Annotated in this window: 11 protein-coding genes and 7 pseudogenes; 11 read left to right on the top strand and 7 right to left on the bottom strand. The window is 35.1% G+C overall.

All coding sequences use genetic code 11. The features are described from left to right. Nucleotides 1-1,277 precede the first annotated feature (1,277 nt). From tnpC (AC3WVZ_RS30070) to tnpC (AC3WVZ_RS30060), 3 genes are all read left to right on the top strand, one after another. The gene (gene tnpC, locus AC3WVZ_RS30070) at nt 1,278-2,681 is read left to right on the top strand and encodes an IS66 family transposase (protein WP_233935200.1); all 1,404 of its coding nucleotides are present in this window, start codon (nt 1,278-1,280) and stop codon (nt 2,679-2,681) included. Nucleotides 2,682-2,820: 139 nt separating this feature from the next. Next, on the top strand, nt 2,821-3,171 hold the full coding sequence (locus AC3WVZ_RS30065; protein ID WP_345743025.1) for a VanZ family protein: 351 nt from the start codon (nt 2,821-2,823) through the stop codon (nt 3,169-3,171). Nucleotides 3,172-3,829: 658 nt separating this feature from the next. After that, nucleotides 3,830-5,233: an IS66 family transposase gene (gene tnpC, locus AC3WVZ_RS30060; protein WP_233935200.1), complete on the top strand. Its 1,404-nt coding sequence runs from the start codon at nt 3,830-3,832 to the stop codon at nt 5,231-5,233. A 145-nt stretch (nt 5,234-5,378) separates the two neighbouring features. Here tnpC (AC3WVZ_RS30060) and AC3WVZ_RS30055 read toward each other — a convergent pair. The 4 genes and pseudogenes from AC3WVZ_RS30055 to AC3WVZ_RS30040 all read right to left on the bottom strand — a co-directional run. Then, nucleotides 5,379-5,683: pseudogene (locus AC3WVZ_RS30055) on the bottom strand (DDE-type integrase/transposase/recombinase); the annotation flags it as partial. 315 nt (nt 5,684-5,998) lie between these two features. Then, a pseudogene (locus AC3WVZ_RS30050) lies at nt 5,999-6,157 on the bottom strand (IS200/IS605 family element RNA-guided endonuclease TnpB); the annotation flags it as partial. Between the two features lie 23 nt (nt 6,158-6,180). Next, nucleotides 6,181-6,363 carry a helix-turn-helix domain-containing protein gene (locus AC3WVZ_RS30045; RefSeq protein ID WP_233936902.1) on the bottom strand — a complete coding sequence of 61 codons (183 nt, stop codon included), beginning with the start codon at nt 6,361-6,363 and terminating at the stop codon, nt 6,181-6,183. Nucleotides 6,364-7,369: 1,006 nt separating this feature from the next. Beyond that, nucleotides 7,370-7,861 (bottom strand): zinc-finger domain-containing protein, encoded by a 492-nt coding sequence (locus tag AC3WVZ_RS30040; RefSeq protein WP_233936850.1) that lies wholly within the window; start codon nt 7,859-7,861, stop codon nt 7,370-7,372. A 1,534-nt stretch (nt 7,862-9,395) separates the two neighbouring features. On the opposite strand from AC3WVZ_RS30040, the pseudogene AC3WVZ_RS30035 reads away from it, so the two are divergent. The 6 genes and pseudogenes from AC3WVZ_RS30035 (at nt 9,396) to AC3WVZ_RS30010 (ending at nt 15,962) form a co-directional block, all read left to right on the top strand. After that, a pseudogene (locus tag AC3WVZ_RS30035) lies at nt 9,396-10,102 on the top strand (IS6 family transposase). 622 nt (nt 10,103-10,724) lie between these two features. Next, nucleotides 10,725-11,564: a DUF2785 domain-containing protein gene (locus tag AC3WVZ_RS30030; RefSeq protein WP_078187246.1), complete on the top strand. Its 840-nt coding sequence runs from the start codon at nt 10,725-10,727 to the stop codon at nt 11,562-11,564. 1,033 nt (nt 11,565-12,597) lie between these two features. Beyond that, nucleotides 12,598-13,056: an IS3 family transposase gene (locus AC3WVZ_RS30025; protein WP_492310911.1), complete on the top strand. Its 459-nt coding sequence runs from the start codon at nt 12,598-12,600 to the stop codon at nt 13,054-13,056. Nucleotides 13,057-13,302: 246 nt separating this feature from the next. Then, a pseudogene (tnpA, locus tag AC3WVZ_RS30020) lies at nt 13,303-13,664 on the top strand (IS200/IS605 family transposase). A 44-nt stretch (nt 13,665-13,708) separates the two neighbouring features. Next, a pseudogene (locus AC3WVZ_RS30015) lies at nt 13,709-14,731 on the top strand (RNA-guided endonuclease TnpB family protein). A 475-nt stretch (nt 14,732-15,206) separates the two neighbouring features. Next, nucleotides 15,207-15,962 carry a M12 family metallo-peptidase gene (locus AC3WVZ_RS30010; protein WP_233936848.1) on the top strand — a complete coding sequence of 252 codons (756 nt, stop codon included), beginning with the start codon at nt 15,207-15,209 and terminating at the stop codon, nt 15,960-15,962. Nucleotides 15,963-16,217: 255 nt separating this feature from the next. On the opposite strand, the gene AC3WVZ_RS30005 is transcribed toward AC3WVZ_RS30010, so the two are convergent. Further along, nucleotides 16,218-16,436 (bottom strand): hypothetical protein, encoded by a 219-nt coding sequence (locus AC3WVZ_RS30005; RefSeq protein WP_078187242.1) that lies wholly within the window; start codon nt 16,434-16,436, stop codon nt 16,218-16,220. Nucleotides 16,437-17,336: 900 nt separating this feature from the next. Between AC3WVZ_RS30005 and tnpC (AC3WVZ_RS30000) the strand changes: the two genes are divergently transcribed. Further along, nucleotides 17,337-18,740 (top strand): IS66 family transposase, encoded by a 1,404-nt coding sequence (gene tnpC / locus AC3WVZ_RS30000; protein WP_100910632.1) that lies wholly within the window; start codon nt 17,337-17,339, stop codon nt 18,738-18,740. A 142-nt stretch (nt 18,741-18,882) separates the two neighbouring features. Next, nucleotides 18,883-19,389, top strand: coding sequence for a hypothetical protein (locus tag AC3WVZ_RS29995; RefSeq protein WP_233936845.1), 507 nt, complete (start codon nt 18,883-18,885; stop codon nt 19,387-19,389). A gap of 75 nt (nt 19,390-19,464) precedes the next feature. Here the strand turns inward: AC3WVZ_RS29995 and AC3WVZ_RS29990 are convergent. Together AC3WVZ_RS29990 and AC3WVZ_RS29985 are read right to left on the bottom strand one after the other, a co-directional pair. Further along, a pseudogene (locus AC3WVZ_RS29990) lies at nt 19,465-19,994 on the bottom strand (zinc ribbon domain-containing protein); the annotation flags it as partial. Between the two features lie 116 nt (nt 19,995-20,110). After that, nucleotides 20,111-20,212: pseudogene (locus AC3WVZ_RS29985) on the bottom strand (RNA-guided endonuclease TnpB family protein); the annotation flags it as partial. Nucleotides 20,213-20,316 lie beyond the last annotated feature (104 nt).

The following is a 20,316-nucleotide window of genomic DNA, read 5'->3' as shown; positions in this document are numbered from 1 at the left end:
CAGTTCCCTGTATCGTCTAACCTACACTCTATACTCACTTAGATTACCTTTAAGTATCTTACCGATACCTAATTTTTTTCAAATCATTTCATTTTTTTCATATTCATCTACAAACTTTTTTGTCTTTTTTCTAACTTTCTAATCCGTTTCTCCATCTTTTTCGCCAAAAGAAATTTCAAATATATGAAAATTATTATCCTTACTACAGAACCTCCCCTCTTTTTTGAAATTGCTCAATCTTATAATCTAAAAACTGTTCGTATTCTGCAATTCTTTTTGAAAGCTTCTCAGCAAGTTCGACACCCCTTATAGCCCCTGGCAATTAATCCCGAAACATTTTTTGAATATCTTCCTCATATACTGTGTGATCTTTCTTAGATGGCTTTTAAAAAATTCCTTGAGGGATAAGGATGGTGTGGTGGGAATCCTTCATACCTAAATAATCATTGTAATTTTTAGGTATGATTATTTGTGTTTTCCCTGTAATTTTTTTACTTTCAATGAACTCAAATTCTTTTTCAAAAAAGATAGCGCTTGTGTCAGGCGCCTTATTTAATTGATTGAATACAATCATTAAATCTGAATCCGATTAAGATCTTTATTGTTCTAAAATTTCACATAATATGTTCCTATCATTAGCGATTTAAAGAGATTAGAAGAATTTCCAGGAAACATCATTTTTAAGACTTCACCATTTGCATTTTCAATGGTAGCTACATTATTTATAATTATTTCCAAATGTTTTTTTACGCCATTTTATACTATTACAAAGATGTAAGAATAGTGTAATAGAATTCGATAGAAATAAACGCAGTGTATGGATAGACTAGAAAAAAGTTGGTAGCCCTACTGGTTAAAAGGGATATCAACTATACATTTTATTTTTTGGAGGAAAATGAACTTGGGAACGTACCTACTATCCATTAAAACTGCTTTTCTTATATTTCTAATTGTTGTCGCTATCGTCTCCATTCCATTTTTATTGTGGCAATATAAAAAATATGGTTATATTCATTATTTTCATACGTTTATTGTGTATTCTTTGTTACTATATGGCATATCCGCATATTGTTTAGTTATCTTCCCTTTACCAGATACGTTCAATACTTGTAGTATACAAAAAGCATGGATGCAACATTACTCTTTAGTTCCCTTTACATTTGTTACAGATTTTTGTAACTACTCAGCCACCTTTCGGTGTCTTTTTTAAATTTTACTAGTTTCATATGCCTCCCATTTGTAAATACTGAGTATATCAAACAGGGGAGGTGAATCTTATGGTCGATCGAAAAATTATTTTAGATACATATAAAAAAGGACCTGAAGCTGTTATTTCTTTATTTGAAGAAACATTTTCTAAGTTAGAAAAACGTATACAAGAACTAGAAAATGCTTCAAAAAAAAACTCCAAAAATAGTCATAAGCCACCTTCTACAGATGGTTTGGGTAAGCCCGTTACAAAAAGTTTGCGCAAACCGTCTCATCGTCAAACGGGTGGCCAGTTGGGCCACAAGGGACATACTCTTGGTTTGACAGCGACTCCAGATCATACGATTACACATTCTCCTACATATTGTACTTGTTGTCATACTTCCTTGAACCACGAGCCTGTAAAAGGGTATCGCATTCGCCAAGTGTATGACTTACCACCTATTCAGATCGAAGTGACAGAACATAAAGTAGAACAGAAAGAATGCCCACATTGCCATTCTATCCAAGAAGCCCAATTTCCTTCGACAGTATCTCGTCCTGTTCAATATGGTCCAAATATAAAAAGACTGATTCCCTATTTAACGCATTATCAATGCATTTCTTTGAAGCGAACAAAAGAATTCTTTCAGGATTGTTTTGGACATTCTATAAGCGAAGGAACCCTGGTAAATCATACACAGGCTTTCGCTTCTCAATTGCAGCCATTCATAAAAGAAGTAAAGGAAAAGATTCTGCAGTCTCCTGTTGTCCATTTTGATGAAACTGGTATGCGTGTAGAAAACAAAACACAATGGTTACATACTGCCAGTACACCGGAGGTGACATTGCAACATATTCATCAAAAACGTGGAAAAGAAGCAATGGATGCTGGAGAAATCTTGCCATCTTTTTCTGGAATTGCGATGCATGATGGTTGGAAATCGTATGATGCGTATACAGATTGTCGTCACGTTTTATGTAATGCCCATCTCTTACGAGATTTACAAGGAATTATAGATAGTACTGGAGAACAATGGGCACAACAGATGCAGAAATTTCTAACGCAAGCGTTGACGATGAAAAAGCAATCCGAAGGTACCATGCCAAAAGCGACGCAAAAGAATCTGTTTATTATGTATCAATCCATATTGAAAGAACAACAGATTCTTTCCACGAAACAAAAGAAGAAAGGAAAGCAGACGCCTTCTCAAAATTTATGGAATCGCTTCGTCAAGTATTCTGACAGAATTCTAGGGTTTTTAGAACATCCAGCCATTCCATTTGATAACAATCAAGCAGAACGGGATATTCGGATGACGAAAGTAAAACAGAAAGTGTCTGGGACTTTCCGAAGTAAGAAAGGCGCAGAATCTTTTTGTCAGATACGAAGCTTTATGAGTACCATGAAAAAACAAAAACAATCGGTCTTACAAGCGATAAACCAAGTCATAGAAACTAGAACGGTTCCTTGGAATAACACGACTTCATAAGAGAATTTCTCTATTTGGCATAGATTCTTTCTCTGATTGGAGTATTTTCTTTTCATGTTTTCGAATCGGAAACATGTATTTGGCCTGTTTTTTTATTTGAAGAAGCTGAGTAGTTACAGATTTTTTAAGGGAAACGAATATTGTTTGGAATTCTCCCATTACATATAGTAATATATTTAAAGAACGTGGGTTCATACAAGTGACATGTAATATGCTATTATTATTTCCATTAGGAATATATTTACGTTATTATTTCTGTTACAAAATTCTGCAAACATTACTTATTATCAGTTCAATTTCTCTTTTCTTTGAAATAACACAATTAACAGGGGTCTATGGTCTATATAATTGTCCCTATCGTTTATTTGATATTGATGATATCATTCTAAACACTGGTGGAGGCATACTTGGCTTTTACGTCGTTTCGATAATTTTCTATAACAAAAAAATAATATATAAAAATAGTTATATAAAAAACTCTAAAGCCTAAAACCAGCATTTTTTATTAAAATTTAATTTTTTTTATTTAAGAAGCATGCAGACAACTCTAATACTACAAACTATGTTTTAGAAAATTATGTTAGTCCTTGAACTGGATTTCAAATAGAATCCTTATTTCATCGTCTAACGTCACGTTCGAAAATTGTATTAAATCTGTTCATTTCCTCTTGATTCAGATAATTGCTTACATGCAAAATCAACTCATAAATTCACGAACGGTTGATTCATAGAGCCAGTCACCTTTCTTATTTTATATCATTTTTTATTAATTCCCTTTTCGAAGAAAGTGGCAAAAAATCTATATATCTATTGCAGCGGAAAAGATAAACTAAAAGTAACCCTAATATTTGATTTTGAGATTTTTTCTTTCATTACGGTACATGAAGTTATAATTTTTCCATCTTAACATACCTCTCTTTTTGCTTGTATTACTTATCTCCACAGAGATATAGGTAGTTTTAACCTGTAGTTTAGCTGCGGTTTCCCTACTTGTATTTTCGGTATCATGTTTAAAACGTACAATAAATTATTCTGTTGCAAAATTTGTAACTACTCAGCCACCTTTCGGTGTCTTTTTTAAATTTTACTAGTTTCATATGCCTCCCATTTGTAAATACTGAGTATATCAAACAGGGGAGGTGAATCTTATGGTCGATCGAAAAATTATTTTAGATACATATAAAAAAGGACCTGAAGCTGTTATTTCTTTATTTGAAGAAACATTTTCTAAGTTAGAAAAACGTATACAAGAACTAGAAAATGCTTCAAAAAAAAACTCCAAAAATAGTCATAAGCCACCTTCTACAGATGGTTTGGGTAAGCCCGTTACAAAAAGTTTGCGCAAACCGTCTCATCGTCAAACGGGTGGCCAGTTGGGCCACAAGGGACATACTCTTGGTTTGACAGCGACTCCAGATCATACGATTACACATTCTCCTACATATTGTACTTGTTGTCATACTTCCTTGAACCACGAGCCTGTAAAAGGGTATCGCATTCGCCAAGTGTATGACTTACCACCTATTCAGATCGAAGTGACAGAACATAAAGTAGAACAGAAAGAATGCCCACATTGCCATTCTATCCAAGAAGCCCAATTTCCTTCGACAGTATCTCGTCCTGTTCAATATGGTCCAAATATAAAAAGACTGATTCCCTATTTAACGCATTATCAATGCATTTCTTTGAAGCGAACAAAAGAATTCTTTCAGGATTGTTTTGGACATTCTATAAGCGAAGGAACCCTGGTAAATCATACACAGGCTTTCGCTTCTCAATTGCAGCCATTCATAAAAGAAGTAAAGGAAAAGATTCTGCAGTCTCCTGTTGTCCATTTTGATGAAACTGGTATGCGTGTAGAAAACAAAACACAATGGTTACATACTGCCAGTACACCGGAGGTGACATTGCAACATATTCATCAAAAACGTGGAAAAGAAGCAATGGATGCTGGAGAAATCTTGCCATCTTTTTCTGGAATTGCGATGCATGATGGTTGGAAATCGTATGATGCGTATACAGATTGTCGTCACGTTTTATGTAATGCCCATCTCTTACGAGATTTACAAGGAATTATAGATAGTACTGGAGAACAATGGGCACAACAGATGCAGAAATTTCTAACGCAAGCGTTGACGATGAAAAAGCAATCCGAAGGTACCATGCCAAAAGCGACGCAAAAGAATCTGTTTATTATGTATCAATCCATATTGAAAGAACAACAGATTCTTTCCACGAAACAAAAGAAGAAAGGAAAGCAGACGCCTTCTCAAAATTTATGGAATCGCTTCGTCAAGTATTCTGACAGAATTCTAGGGTTTTTAGAACATCCAGCCATTCCATTTGATAACAATCAAGCAGAACGGGATATTCGGATGACGAAAGTAAAACAGAAAGTGTCTGGGACTTTCCGAAGTAAGAAAGGCGCAGAATCTTTTTGTCAGATACGAAGCTTTATGAGTACCATGAAAAAACAAAAACAATCGGTCTTACAAGCGATAAACCAAGTCATAGAAACTAGAACGGTTCCTTGGAATAACACGACTTCATAAGAGAATTTCTCTATTTGGCATAGATTCTTTCTCTGATTGGAGTATTTTCTTTTCATGTTTTCGAATCGGAAACATGTATTTGGCCTGTTTTTTTATTTGAAGAAGCTGAGTAGTTACCAAAATTTTTAAAAAAACACAAATAGTTTCAGCGGTTCGGCATAACTTTTGTAATACTTTGTTTGTATATAGCATGAATGGTTTTAATTCCTTTAATGGTACGTGAAGCATGACGAAAAGTTTGAAAGCCTGTGGAATTCAAACAAACAACCTTTAATATGTCTATAATCTTGTTCAATGAGATTTTTGAGATACTTAATGGTACAATGATTCGTATCCGCATAAAAAGAATGTGCAAAGTATAGCGGGATCCTTGCCTGTTGTGAGAATCTTTGGTTCTTCAAAAACTTTCACTAACTTTTTCATAAACATATACTCAGCCTGATACTCTCTGTTTTACAAAGTTGGATATCCTTCATACATACAGCTACATCCGTTGTCTTTTTATAATTATTTACCCTTGTAAAAAGTTATTTTTATCATTCTCTGTACCTTCATTCCCTTCTATAGTAAAAAAATAGAGCTAACACCTCTTGCCATCCAGGCCAAAACATATTTGGATTTACCCTTTATTTATCTTTAGCCAAGTTGCATTGTCAGCCACAAATGACAATGCAACTTGGCTTTTTTATTACCACTCCTTCAACAATTTATCTATTGTTTTTTTCCAGTAAACGAACCATCGTACTTCTGCGTTCACACGTCGTTACGTGACCATGATACCTCACTACTTGCTTTTATTAACCTATGATTCTGTCATCACATATACGATACTTGCAAATCCTCTATACCCATCACATCATGGCTTTTCATGATTTCAGTTGCGACTTTGTCCAAATCATCTTTTCTAGCATTTGTCATGTATTTCATAAATGCATGCTGCACTTTTGCTAACAAATAACTAAATTACAATGCGATTCTCTGCCTTTAACCAGACAAACTCTTTCTTCCTGTTTTTTTGTATGTATCGATAGGAAAAGATTGCATACAAAACGATCCCAGTCAATCGTTTTATTGACTGGGATCGCTTGTGCTTGATGTGGATAGATACGAAACGTAGAGGCTGTATTCATCGTCATTCATTATAAGGTTCCTTTTGAGTTTCGTTTCCTACAATTAGCTCCTATAGGTATTTGTCTATGTGAACTATCTGACAACTGTCCCATCAAATACAATCCGACGTTTCTCCTATACAAAAAAAGAGAGCCACCAAAATAAAATGGCTACTCTTAAAATAAACACTATTAGAGAAAGGGATGCGTATAAACAAATAGGTACCAATGAAGTGGTTATCCTATATTTTAATGTATGCTCTTTTTGCAAAAAGGTTCTAGTCCAAATAATGATACAAAACACAAAAAGAGCATGTAACCAGCATGCTCTCAGAAAATGTTTTTATATTACCCTACACTCTAATATATACATTCGTAACCCAAAACGTGATAATTTCATTATAAATTTACAAACATTTATATGAATATAACATAAAACGTTTCTATTTATCCATTTTTTAATTTAACCTTTAGAAAACATCATTTTCTACATCTACCACGATGCCCAGCACATTAAAATGAATGTATCATTTAATTTCTGTGAAGGCACAACCCTATTTGTCTTCACATCTGACCACATGACTTTAATAAATATGCAAACAAAGTGATTTTTTCATCAAATCCTTATGTTATTACCATAATTCATGTTTTTACGAATTTCAATTGACTTTGACAGTGACTCTAAATAGTACCTTTTTATTCCATGAATGCGATAAAACGAATGCTTTCCGCTTGCTTTTGTTTTTTTCGCTATTCATTCTAACATCATTCCCTGCACATCCCTCATTTTAAATATTTAATTACTATTTCATCCGCTAATGTATTGGATAAACAAATATAGCGCCTTAATTTCTATTTCATTCAATCTACGCTGTATGTTAAATACGTAGTCCCATCTTCTAATCTTTGATATTCTTTCCCATCAATTGAACGTTCACAATCCACCTATTCTTTTTTCTATTATTTCCATCTTAACATATATATACTTTTATCATTTTGTTGTTTTATAGGCATACCTGTTTTACGTTTACTTTAATCCTCTTTTTTCGAGTTGTTGATACAAACCGCTCCTACTACACCCTAATTGCTGACATATTGCTTTATAAGTAAGCCCTATTTCACGTAACATGATAGCTTGTTCACATCGTTCATCCCATCTTTTGCCCGCATTTTCTTGTATTTGTTTTCTACTTGTCGGATGCCATAATCCCATTTTTTTAAGTCGCTTCCGTAACGTGTTTGCTTCGCATCCTATCTCTCCAGCGATTGCACTCATCGAAATTTTTTTTTGTAACATTTCTAAAATTTTAGGCATCAATGTTTCCCAATTTCTCCGTCTAGAACTTTCTCTAACTTGCTCTGCACGCGGAGCTAATTGTTTCCCCAGTCTATACAAATCTGCTCCTACCTTACAATTCACCATACAATACTTAGGTGCATCGTTTGTCCGATGTTCACATGCTGCGCAATGCTGATCTTGCAAATCCAATATGTAAATTCTGGTTTCTTTCGCATTCATGATATGGGCCCCTTACGTTAAGCTGCTTTTCATACTATCCAGATAGCCTGTACAACAGCCATCCCGAAAACACCTTATATTCTTAATCCTTCTTTTGCATACTTAACCCCACTTACAGATACTTTACCTCGGAAATACGTATGATATGCATAAAAATCATCAGGGTCATTTTTCAGGTTTGTGAAAACACGTATCTGATTCTCTTAACTCTTTGAGATACTTACACTGATTTTTTCAATTCATACTACTTGTTCAACTGTCGTTTCTAAATCAGTTGTTTTGTTTACTAGTTCTGTAAACTCGACAGATATTTCAAATTAAAAAATATTGTTATTTTTTCTCTCCTCGTGTATAAAAATTTTGATTTAATCCATACTATTCATAAGCTGTATTTCCTGCAGCAACGAAACACCGAAACCTTTTTCTGTTCTTACAAGTTTCAACAAAGCAACTTGCTTATGTAAGTTGCTTTGTTGCCTTGTGTGCATTTTTATAACTTTGACATATTACTCTTGTATTAAAATATTGTTGTATTTAGAATTCACTTATTTTCCTCTCAGAACTCTATTTAGAGTCCTTCTTTTAGCTGAAAAATACCCTGTAAGTAACCGTTCTTTTGCAACGACTACTTGTATCTTCGTACCAAACTCCATCAGCGTACGAATATGTTTATCTAAATTTTACAGACGTTATTTATTGATATATACCATATCCTGTAAAAAAGCAGATGGAATATTAGGAAGTTTCATAAGTTGGTTGGGTTAATTACGATATTACTTGTAACATTGTTGCTCGTAGAGTCACTAACAATAACGGTTTTAATGAAACGCGTTACGTTAATAGAAGCAACATTTTGTATATTTGCATTCCGCACCAACACCTGATTATTCCCTGTGTCTATTGCTATACCGGCAGGATTCGTACTAACACTAATGAGGGTCGGCGTTACAAACGTAGACTCATTTATTAATGAGACCTTGAAGCTAGACCGATTTGTTATCCAGACCTAATTATTTCCCTGCCCACTATCGCTCGGGATACCCGTACCATTCCGAAGTATCACTTCATAGACTCAATTAAGATAGTCATATGAGTCGTTCGAACATATAAAGTGTACTACCATGAAAACAACACCTATTTCTCCCCAAAAATAGTAAAGATAAAAACAGACGTAATCGTAAGGAATGATATAGCTACCAGTTGAGAAAAATATGAAACAAGGTGATTTCGTTGCTCACTGAGTACCCGAATTTTTTATTTCTTTCAGTCTTTTTATCACAAATCAACAACAATTCAAGAACTATAGAAGGCCCGTAAGATAGTATAATTGAATTATAAACTATACAATAGATTCTACTGTATTCAATACAGACCAAGTTCTCACCGTCGATGAAAGAGTTAACCATCGAGTGTACTAATGAAAAAAGGATATTTATATATTTGGTTCTGGTGCAAAAAAGTTAGGTTAATTGCAAGTAATCTTCTAATTTGGGACATACTGATACGATTACTCTACAAAAGGGATGTGATCAGTATGAAAAAGGACAATTTGTTTAAATGGAAGCATTACCAACCAGATATAATTTTATTAACTGTACGTTGGTACCTACGGTACAATCTAAGTTTTCGAGATTTGGTGAAAATGATGGAAGAAAGAGGATTATCCTTAGCACATACAACGATTATGCGCTGGGTCCATCAATACGGACCGGAACTGGATAAACGTATCCGATGCATCTGAAACAAACAAATGATTCATGGCGAGTGGATGAAACGTATATAAAAGTAAAAGGGCAATGGATGTATTTATACCGTGCGGTTGATTCTGAAGGAAATACGATTGACTTCAATCTTAGTAAAACTAGAAATCATAAGGCTGCAAAGCGATTCTTTAAGAAAGCTTTGCAATCTTTTCATGCCTCAAAACCTCGTACAATTACAATTGATAAAAATCCTGCTTATCCAGTTGCTATCACCAAATTAAAGAACGAGAAAAAAGTGCCGTTAGGCACTCAAATTCGGCAGATAAAATATCTAAATAACGTAGTGGAGCAAGACCATCGCTTCATTAAAAAACGTGTACGCTCTATGTTAGGTTTTAAATCTTTTGGCACAGCTACATGTATGCTTGCGGGAGTAGAAGCCATGCACATGATAAAAAAAGAACAGGTGGATTTACAGAATCAGTCTGTTCGCAATCAAAAAGAATTTATTCATCAATTATTTGGATTCACAGCGTAAAGAATGATTCCAGTAGGAATCCTCATTATTTTTTGGGAATGTATCCTTTATTTGCACCAGAACCCAAAAAACAGACGTAAAAATAAAAATACAAAAAATACCAATTGTGTGGTGTATATAATACAAAAGTGTATGATAGCTTTCTATTTTTCCAAACACCTATACCTTCCATTCGCTTTCTATGCATCCACACCGGCTACTTCCCTTATGCCCAAAACAAGATGCTCTCACCCTAAAGGCTTCGCTTTCCCTTCCGCCGGTTTCTATATCTGCGTTTTTCACCGTTTTTATTTTCTCATAAACGGTGTGTCTACCCATTCTCTCCACTACACCCAAGTCGCCTCTAGCCACAGAAACATCTTTTGATATTTCCGCATACTTTGTATCTCACTCACATATAGTAAAATGACTCCTGTTGTGTCGTACCAAAAACCGTTTCCACGGAACAGCATGCCCACCCAGCACATTGGAATGCTGTTCTCCCTTTAGTCATGCGCTCTGACTTTTTACCTATATATATAAGATTCCATAACACCAAAATAAAACATATCTTTTTTTCCATCATACACATCCTTTCATTACAGCCCCTTTTATAATCATAGGATACAAAGGAGGCTTTGGTTTGGATATTCATGATTTACACCTACAACTAGAGGAACTGCAGCAAAATGATTACCTGTACTTACATACATGTAATGTAAAAGAAATTACCTTCACCATGATGCAACATATCGGTACAATCGATGCCTACACACGAGAAATGCTCATTTATCCATGTTTTCAATATTTTATACAGCATAGCCTTTTAGAAAGTTCACAATTAGAAATATTACTAGCTTCCTGTCTTAATGCAAATTATTTATATTTTGAAATATCTCCTTCACAAAATGATGGCATTTTCACTCGTTCCTATACACTTGCACTTCTAGCTTTAATCATACAGTACGACACAGAACACCCTTTTTTACCAGAAAATCAACTCGTAGACGCTCTAGAAAAAATCCTTCAATACTTTAAATTAGAAAAAGACTACCGTGTGTATATACCTGACAAAGGATATACACGCCACATACTACATGGCTCATCTGCCCTACATGCCTTGATTAAAAATCCGAACATTTCAAATATTCACTACGAAAAAGTAATTCATTGCTTACTAAATACAACATTTCACCATCAGGATGTACTTTATAATAACGAGGATGAATATCTCATTACACCACTCCTAGCGATTTTACAACATGAATTTCCACAAAAACAGTTTCTATCGATTCTTACGAAGAAAATACAACGTCTTTCTCAAGTGAAAGAAAGGCTTACACCAACACAATTCGCTGTTTTATATGGAAATATCAAAACCTTTTTACGAACTCTATTTTTCCGAACGAAGAAAGATATAAGCTTAACAAACATTCCAAATCAAATTGAAAAGATCCTCTATCAATTTCCCCAATATTTTTAAACTAGTACCAACATACAATTCGGTATATAAAAGAACCTGTCTCTGGAGTAGAGTATCGAAAAGGAGATATGTGCAGCATTGTTTCATTTTTAGAACAAGGAGGTGAAATCCTCCTTGTTTTTTCTTGCCTACTTCACATACACATAGGCTTTGTTTTCCGTTAGATAGAATGTGTATCTCTAATATAAAAAATCCACTTGTTGTGCCTATCATTTAGCAGTGTATCGGTAATAAACAATCGTTTATTTAGGGGATTTTGATACTGTAAGTTTCACAGGTTGATGAGTTTGCACATATGGTATACCAAACCCAAAATACTATCATAAAAATCACTACATTTATATTTTGAATGGTGAAACATATGAAAGAGAGGTTATAAACATGTATCCTAATCCTTATCAAGTAGGCTCTGGAGCTCAGCCCTACCACCCGTATCATATAGGTTCTGGAGCTCAACCATATCACCCGTATCATATCGGCTCTGGGGTTCAGCCATATCACCCGTATCATATCGGCTCTGGAGTTCAACCATATCACCCGTATCATATCGGCTCTGGGGTTCAGCCATATCACCCGTATCATATCGGCTCTGGAGTTCAACCATATCACCCGTATCATATCGGCTCTGGAGTTCAACCATACCCTATGGGTTCTGGGTGTTCTGAATCTAAAGCATCTATGTATAATCCGTATTATAAATAATATGTATAGTTTAGTTAAAGTTAATTCAATCCAATAAATTTGTGAGTATAAAGTAAAAAACGTCCAATTTTGATGGACACCTTCAATTGTTAGACACCATCAACAATTGAAGGTGTCCTTTTTATGGCTAAATTCTCACCAGAAGAAATAGTAAAAATCGGAAAACTACAAGGGGATTAGCTCCTAACATGTTAAAATACCAATTCCACTCATCTAAACGTAATAGAAATGAATTTCATTTACATGATAAACAGTTGTATGTATCACCTGTTTTAGACTTATTATAGCTCGTAGATAGAGACGATACACCTGCACATTCTCTTTTTCTAAAATGATAAATAATGCGGTCATAATGACCTTCTTTGGCTTATTCAAGTCTGAATTACATTATCTTAAAGAATCCGAGAGTATAAACCATTTCAATCTAAAATTAGATAATTATATTCATTACAATCACAAAAGAAAAAACAAAATTAAAAGAGATGAGCCCGATACAATACCGGACTCATATTCAAACAGCCACTTAATTCTTCTGTCTAACTTTCCAGTTCAATTAAGGGCTGTTTTCCTACTTCACATACACATAGGCTTCATTTACTGTATAGTATGTTGTTCCGCTACTAATGTGCAATTCCCACTTCAAACCTTATATACTTCGCATAAATTCATTGATTTCCGACAACCATGTATCAATCATTTTGAATGCCCCATCCCTCACGATACATATTCTTCACAATCCCATTATTCATTCCTAATTTTGTACGAATACGTAATTATGACAACCCTATAAAATATTATTAGCAAATGGTACTTGTAAAACCGCCTCTACTATATACATTTTAACGAATTTCCCGAAAGAATTCTCCTTCCTCAAGCGTGTGAAGGGCGTAGCCCAACGGTAGGTGGGAGATGAATGTCGGTTTGGCGTAGCCAAAAGGTTTTCCTTTTTATTTCGCCTCTGATATAAGCCGTCTTATAAATTATAAAGGTTGGTATATAAATGAAATGAGATAGTAATAACCATTCAGTATTCTAGTTGTATTATCACCTTGTGTTGGTCGTAAAATACAGAAGAAATGTGTTTGATGATGATATGTCAGACTATGCAAAAGATATGTTTGTTCGACTATCTGAAAACTATAACATCACATGAGTTGAATGGAATCATGATGTAGACCACGTTCATATTTTGTTCAAGGCACACCCTAATACAGAAATGACAAAATTTATCAATGCTTATAAAAGTGCAAGTTCTCGACTTATGAAAAGAGACTTTCCACAAGTGAAAAGAAACTTTGGAAAGAGATGTTTTGGTCAAGAAGTTTTTGCTTGCGAACTACTGGTAGTTCGCCAATAGACGTAGTAAAAACATATATTGAAAATCAAAGTGAAAAGTGAGGTGAAATGATAGGACAAAGCAGAATAAAGCATATACATTCCGTTTGTATCCAACAGAAGAGCAAGCACATCTTATGCGTAAAACCTTCGGTTGTGTACGTTTCGTGTATAACAGAATGTTAGCTGAACGGAAAGAAGCGTATGAAAAACATAAAGATGATACGGATCAACTAAAGAAACAAAGGCTTCCCACTCCTGCAAAATACAAAGCAGAATTTGAATAGCTAAAAGAAGTTGATTCATTAGCTTTGGCAAATGCGCAACTCAACTTGCAAACTGCCTATAAAAATTTCTTTCGTGGTCAAAATGACTTCCCAACATTCAAAAGCAAAAAAGCCAGAAAGCCTTATATAACGAATGTAGTGAACGGAAATAGTATGTTGCTTAACGGTCCTATCAAATTGCCAAAACTGAAAATGGTACGTATCAAACAGCATAGAGAAATACCACAAGGCCATATCATCAAGTCATGTACGATTTCTATGACACCTACTGGTAGATACTATGTGTCCATTTTGACTGAATACGAAAAAGAGATCGTACAAAAAGAAGTAGAAACAGTTGTTGGATTAGACTTTGCGATGGATCAATTATACGTCAGTTCTGAGGATGAGAGAGCCAATTATCCTAAGTTCTATCGTGAAATGTTTGACCGTTTAGCAAAGGCTCAACGAGTAGTATCAAGACGTACAAAAGATTCAGGGCGTTGGAATAAACAACGTATCCGTGTAGCTAAGCTGCATGAAAAAGTAGCAAACCAACGTAAGAACTTCCTTCATCATAAGTCTAAAGAGTTAGCGACTCATTTTGGAAAAAGTGTCGCTGACAATGGTTGGGGTATGTTCACTTCTTTTTTAGCTTATAAACTACATGAACAAGGCAAACAACTTGTGAAAATAGACGAATGGTTTCCTTCCACAAAAACATGTAGCAGTTGTGGAAATGTGAAACATATGTCATTGTCTGAGCGAGTCTATTCTTGTATATGCGGTGTAAATCTCGATAGAGATGATAACGCAGCTATCAATATCAAAAATGAAGCAATACACCTATTGGCATTAGCATAGATAGCAATAAAATAACCCTTGGAACAAGGGCGTTAGCTCGGCTGTCTTAGGACGAATTCGTTAGCTACCAAAAGTAACGACTAACCGAGAAGCCCCCACTTCAAACAATCCGTTAGGACGTTAAGTGGCGGGTAGTTCACATTCTTTCTACAATGGTTTTACATCGTCCAACATACGATATGGGCAGTGCTTCCCACTCCATGATTGATGTATGCCCACTCTGTTAGAATGTTACATCGTTTCATTAATTGAGCGATATGGCGGCAGTTTCTTTTTCTTTGCCGTAGTATTTATCTGCAACAAATTTCCATACTAATCAATTTTCTGTTCCTACTCGTCTCGTTTTACATTTAACATAATTATCCATATCCTCTACATCTTAAAAATTCTTTTAAAATAAGATACTTGTCCTATCACTAACATCATTAAATTTTTATATAATATTTTAAAGTAATTTTATTAGGAGGATAAAAATTTGAATATCAAAATGTTTTTTACATCTTTAGCGTTTAGTACACTCTTACTACTACCTTTCACATCTAATCCTACACATGTACATGCACAAGAACTGAATAGACACTCCATATCTAGCAAACTACCGATTGTAAGTGATCCTTTACCGAAGATTAATCCCGATAAAAATTCAATTCACCTCGACTCCTTCTCCCCTACAGACGTCGAAAATCTTAATTCTCTGCCCCATACTTTAGCTCCCACTCGAACCGTTACCATTTTAATCGCAGCTGATGAAGAATATCGAGCTGCTCATCCTGACTGGAAAACAATTACTACGCAAATGATAGAAAAAGCAGATAATAGCTTTTGGGCAGAACATGACATTAACTTCATTGTAACAGGTTACGCAAATTGGAAATCCGATGGTGCAAATAGTAGTGCACTGTTAGCTGATTTAAATACCGAATGGAAAAACAATACACAATACGATTTTGTAATTGGATTTACTAAAGACAACAAATTTACAGCTGGCGGCATTGCTTATGTCTATTCTGCCGCACCTCAAAGCGGTATTAGCGTTGTGCTTGATCAAGGAACAACCTTTACTCCTTATGCAATCCAACATGAATGGTCTCACAATTACGGACTATCGCATGATGCTTCTGGTAGTGGTATCATATGCATGATGAACTATGACTACGTGTATTCCGTGAATTATTGGGATGCTGCGCACGATGCTTTAATTGAAAGCCACCGTAATTGGTATGGTTATTAATTCAAAAATGAGTAAAAAGTATGTACAATAGTTATATACTCTTTCTTCTATAAAAACAAAAGGGCATCCTTTACGGATGCTCCTTTGTTTTCAACGGCTACATTCAATCTTGCACCATCGATATCTGGTTTCGGATTTTAGATGCCATCATTATAGATCGTTTAGACAAAATTAAAAAAATCTATATGAGGCGTGTTTTCCGCCACTACTCATACCTCAACTATAACACATTTATTCCAAAACAAGCGGCAGTTTTTATAATTCAAAGGTTTCAATATCATTTGTAAATATAGCTTTTACACCAAATAAACTTTTCTTCTGCTCCATCTCTTTCTTTTGAATAAGCCATTCTGGATAATTTAGTTCTTTCAGTACATTGTTATAATATGTCGGATGTACTTTGATTATATCTGGATTTTTTCCTTCACGCCTCTGATAACGATTTAATGCTTCCAATAATTTTTCATTGAACATATAGTTCCTCCCTTACCTTTTCTTTATATAGGTATACGTCAAGTATTTAATTTATGCTTCTCTATTCCCCTACCTTAGTAGGTCATTCACGGAATTCCTAGACTCCTTATTATCTATGATTTCATCAATTTTTCACCTTTCCATACGGCAGTTCGTAATACTACAATATCAAAGTTCGTAGTTAATTTTTTAAACTTATAGATGAAGCAAATTTTTACATTGATTGGCAACCTTTTCATAAAGCTTTACTACACACATACAATTCAACCATTGCAACGTCTAATCCAACTACACTCTCCACTACATGAGTATTATATATTTTTATCATTATACCAAATTTCACCTTTTATAAGACTGATTATATCAAAGGCAAAATAAATAGAAGTTCATCTCCCGCCTATCTCTAGACTATCATCTTTCACACGCTTGGGGAAGGAGACTTCTTTCGAAGAACACGTTAAATTTTGAATCGTGCCTACTATACCATTCCAAAAATAATTCAATGCCTGACTAATTCAATTAGGCACTGTCTCCATCCATTTTCCATGTTTATTTTGTTTTAAATCCACAAAATTACGACAATTTATATAACTTTCCCCAATTGCATGCTCTTTCCCTTCTTTACACATCATTCTAAACTGCTTATAGAATGAAAATGTGTCCCTTTATTTTCTCAATAGATTTCCTGTATTTCTAAACAAGAAATTATATCATGATGATAACGTTATCATTATAATAGACAGCGTGGAAAGAACTTCTGAGAATGTCTTGCAAGTCTGTATTCTACAATTAAAAATGGTAACTACTCAGCCACCTTTCGGTGTCTTTTTTAAATTTTACTAGTTTCATATGCCTCCCATTTGTAAATACTGAGTATATCAAACAGGGGAGGTGAATCTTATGGTCGATCGAAAAATTATTTTAGATACATATAAAAAAGGACCTGAAGCTGTTATTTCTTTATTTGAAGAAACATTTTCTAAGTTAGAAAAACGTATACAAGAACTAGAAAATGCTTCAAAAAAAAACTCCAAAAATAGTCATAAGCCACCTTCTACAGATGGTTTGGGTAAGCCCGTTACAAAAAGTTTGCGCAAACCGTCTCATCGTCAAACGGGTGGCCAGTTGGGCCACAAGGGACATACTCTTGGTTTGACAGCGACTCCAGATCATACGATTACACATTCTCCTACATATTGTACTTGTTGTCATACTTCCTTGAACCACGAGCCTGTAAAAGGGTATCGCATTCGCCAAGTGTATGACTTACCACCTATTCAGATCGAAGTGACAGAACATAAAGTAGAACAGAAAGAATGCCCACATTGCCATTCTATCCAAGAAGCCCAATTTCCTTCGACAGTATCTCGTCCTGTTCAATATGGTCCAAATATAAAAAGACTGATTCCCTATTTAACGCATTATCAATGCATTTCTTTGAAGCGAACAAAAGAATTCTTTCAGGATTGTTTTGGACATTCTATAAGCGAAGGAACCCTGGTAAATCATACACAGGCTTTCGCTTCTCAATTGCAGCCATTCATAAAAGAAGTAAAGGAAAAGATTCTGCAGTCTCCTGTTGTCCATTTTGATGAAACTGGTATGCGTGTAGAAAACAAAACACAATGGTTACATACTGCCAGTACACCGGAGGTGACATTGCAACATATTCATCAAAAACGTGGAAAAGAAGCAATGGATGCTGGAGAAATCTTGCCATCTTTTTCTGGAATTGCGATGCATGATGGTTGGAAATCGTATGATGCGTATACAGATTGTCGTCACGTTTTATGTAATGCCCATCTCTTACGAGATTTACAAGGAATTATAGATAGTACTGGAGAACAATGGGCACAACAGATGCAGAAATTTCTAACGCAAGCGTTGACGATGAAAAAGCAATCCGAAGGTACCATGCCAAAAGCGACGCAAAAGAATCTGTTTATTATGTATCAATCCATATTGAAAGAACAACAGATTCTTTCCACGAAACAAAAGAAGAAAGGAAAGCAGACGCCTTCTCAAAATTTATGGAATCGCTTCGTCAAGTATTCTGACAGAATTCTAGCGTTTTTAGAACATCCAGCCATTCCATTTGATAACAATCAAGCAGAACGGGATATTCGGATGACGAAAGTAAAACAGAAAGTGTCTGGGACTTTCCGAAGTAAGAAAGGCGCAGAATCTTTTTGTCAGATACGAAGCTTTATGAGTACCATGAAAAAACAAAAACAATCGGTCTTACAAGCGATAAACCAAGTCATAGAAACTAGAACGGTTCCTTGGAATAACACGACTTCATAAGAGAATTTCTCTATTTGGCATAGATTCTTTCTCTGATTGGAGTATTTTCTTTTCATGTTTTCGAATCGGAAACATGTATTTGGCCTGTTTTTTTATTTGAAGAAGCTGAGTAGTTACTAAAAATGAAAGGTGTGAAAAGATAGTGAAAAGGTTATCCCGTCTTACATTAGCTGCTTTAATCGGCTGCAATGGGTGGAGTATACTGACTACACCGCAAGCCCATGCAGCCGGTCAAGAAAAAGTTACTACTTTGAACCGAGAATTTCTACAAAATGACCAATATGCTTATAATGGATATCGTGTAAAGGAAGGAGGGAAACCAGACATATATTTAGTGGATAGAGGCATGAAGCGTTACATTACGGATCGAGATACGTATAATCGTATTTTTAAAAATTGGGATGGAGTATTAGAGTTTCAAAGCCTTCACACGATTCCAAACGGAAGGAATATTGATCAGGATATGGGGTTAATACAGTTTGAAAATGATTCGTTTATCTATTTTCTTGATAAAGATGCGACCGGAAAACCAATGAAACGCTGGATTACGAGTCCATCTCTCTTAAACAAGTATGCTTTTCATTCAGAGGCATCTGTGCTTCCCCAGTGGATGAAAAATGCTATACCTAATGGTGCAGCTATTCGTTAAAAACAAAGTTTCCTAACGTAAGCATTAAACTACCCCCACTTCTAAACGACGTGAACGTGGGGGATTTCTAATGAATTAGACTAACTCCAGAGTCCCTGCGGTTAGAAGTATTATTGCTTCATTTCTAAGATTTTGTCCTGCGTTAATATCCCTGTCATGATGTGTGCTACAAGAAGGACAATCCCATTCACAAAAATTTAGATTCTTAACATCTTTATTTTGACACCCACAGTATGAATACAATTGAGAACTTGCAAACCCTCTATACCCATCACATCGTGGTTTTTGATGATTTCAGTTGAGAATTTGGCCAAGTAACCTTTTCTAGTATTCATCATGCATTCATGAATGCTAGCTGCTTTTACTCACTGTTCTTTCGCCAACTTCTCTTCTCATGACCGAAAAAATTTCGGATTTTTATAGATTGTCTCCTCTGACAAAATGGCCAAAGCTTTTTCTCCCACACCCATTCCGATGTAAGGTTGTGTTTTCAAAAGTTCTTGCACTTCTGTTTCAACTCACAATGACACAAAGTATCTGCCAGCAAGGCACCGTCGATCTGTAGTATATACAATACGTCCCTTTATTTCACGACCGTTGCCAAAACCTTATATAAGTCTATAAAGTTTGTTTATTTCCCTGTTCTACGAGTCCGGTTTTGTCCAAAGCAACTATCGTTTGATAGAACTCTCCGAGGGCGTACATTCGGATACAGCCCATCCTACATATTAACATAACGTGACAAGTTGATGGCAGCATTCAAATTCTGATCTATGACATGACTACAAGCACATTTGTATATGCGATCAGATAGCTTTAAATCTTAAAGAAAATTCAATTTATATATGTTGAGAAAATACAAAAACGTTAAATGTATTAAAAAGAGGGCTCTCTCATCAAAAAATAGAAGAAATTAAAAATATCCTC

Source organism: Bacillus sp. CPT56D-587-MTF, from assembly GCF_058792335.1.
The sequence above is the reverse complement of the archived record's forward strand: the minus strand, read 5'-3'. Positions and strand labels throughout refer to the sequence as shown.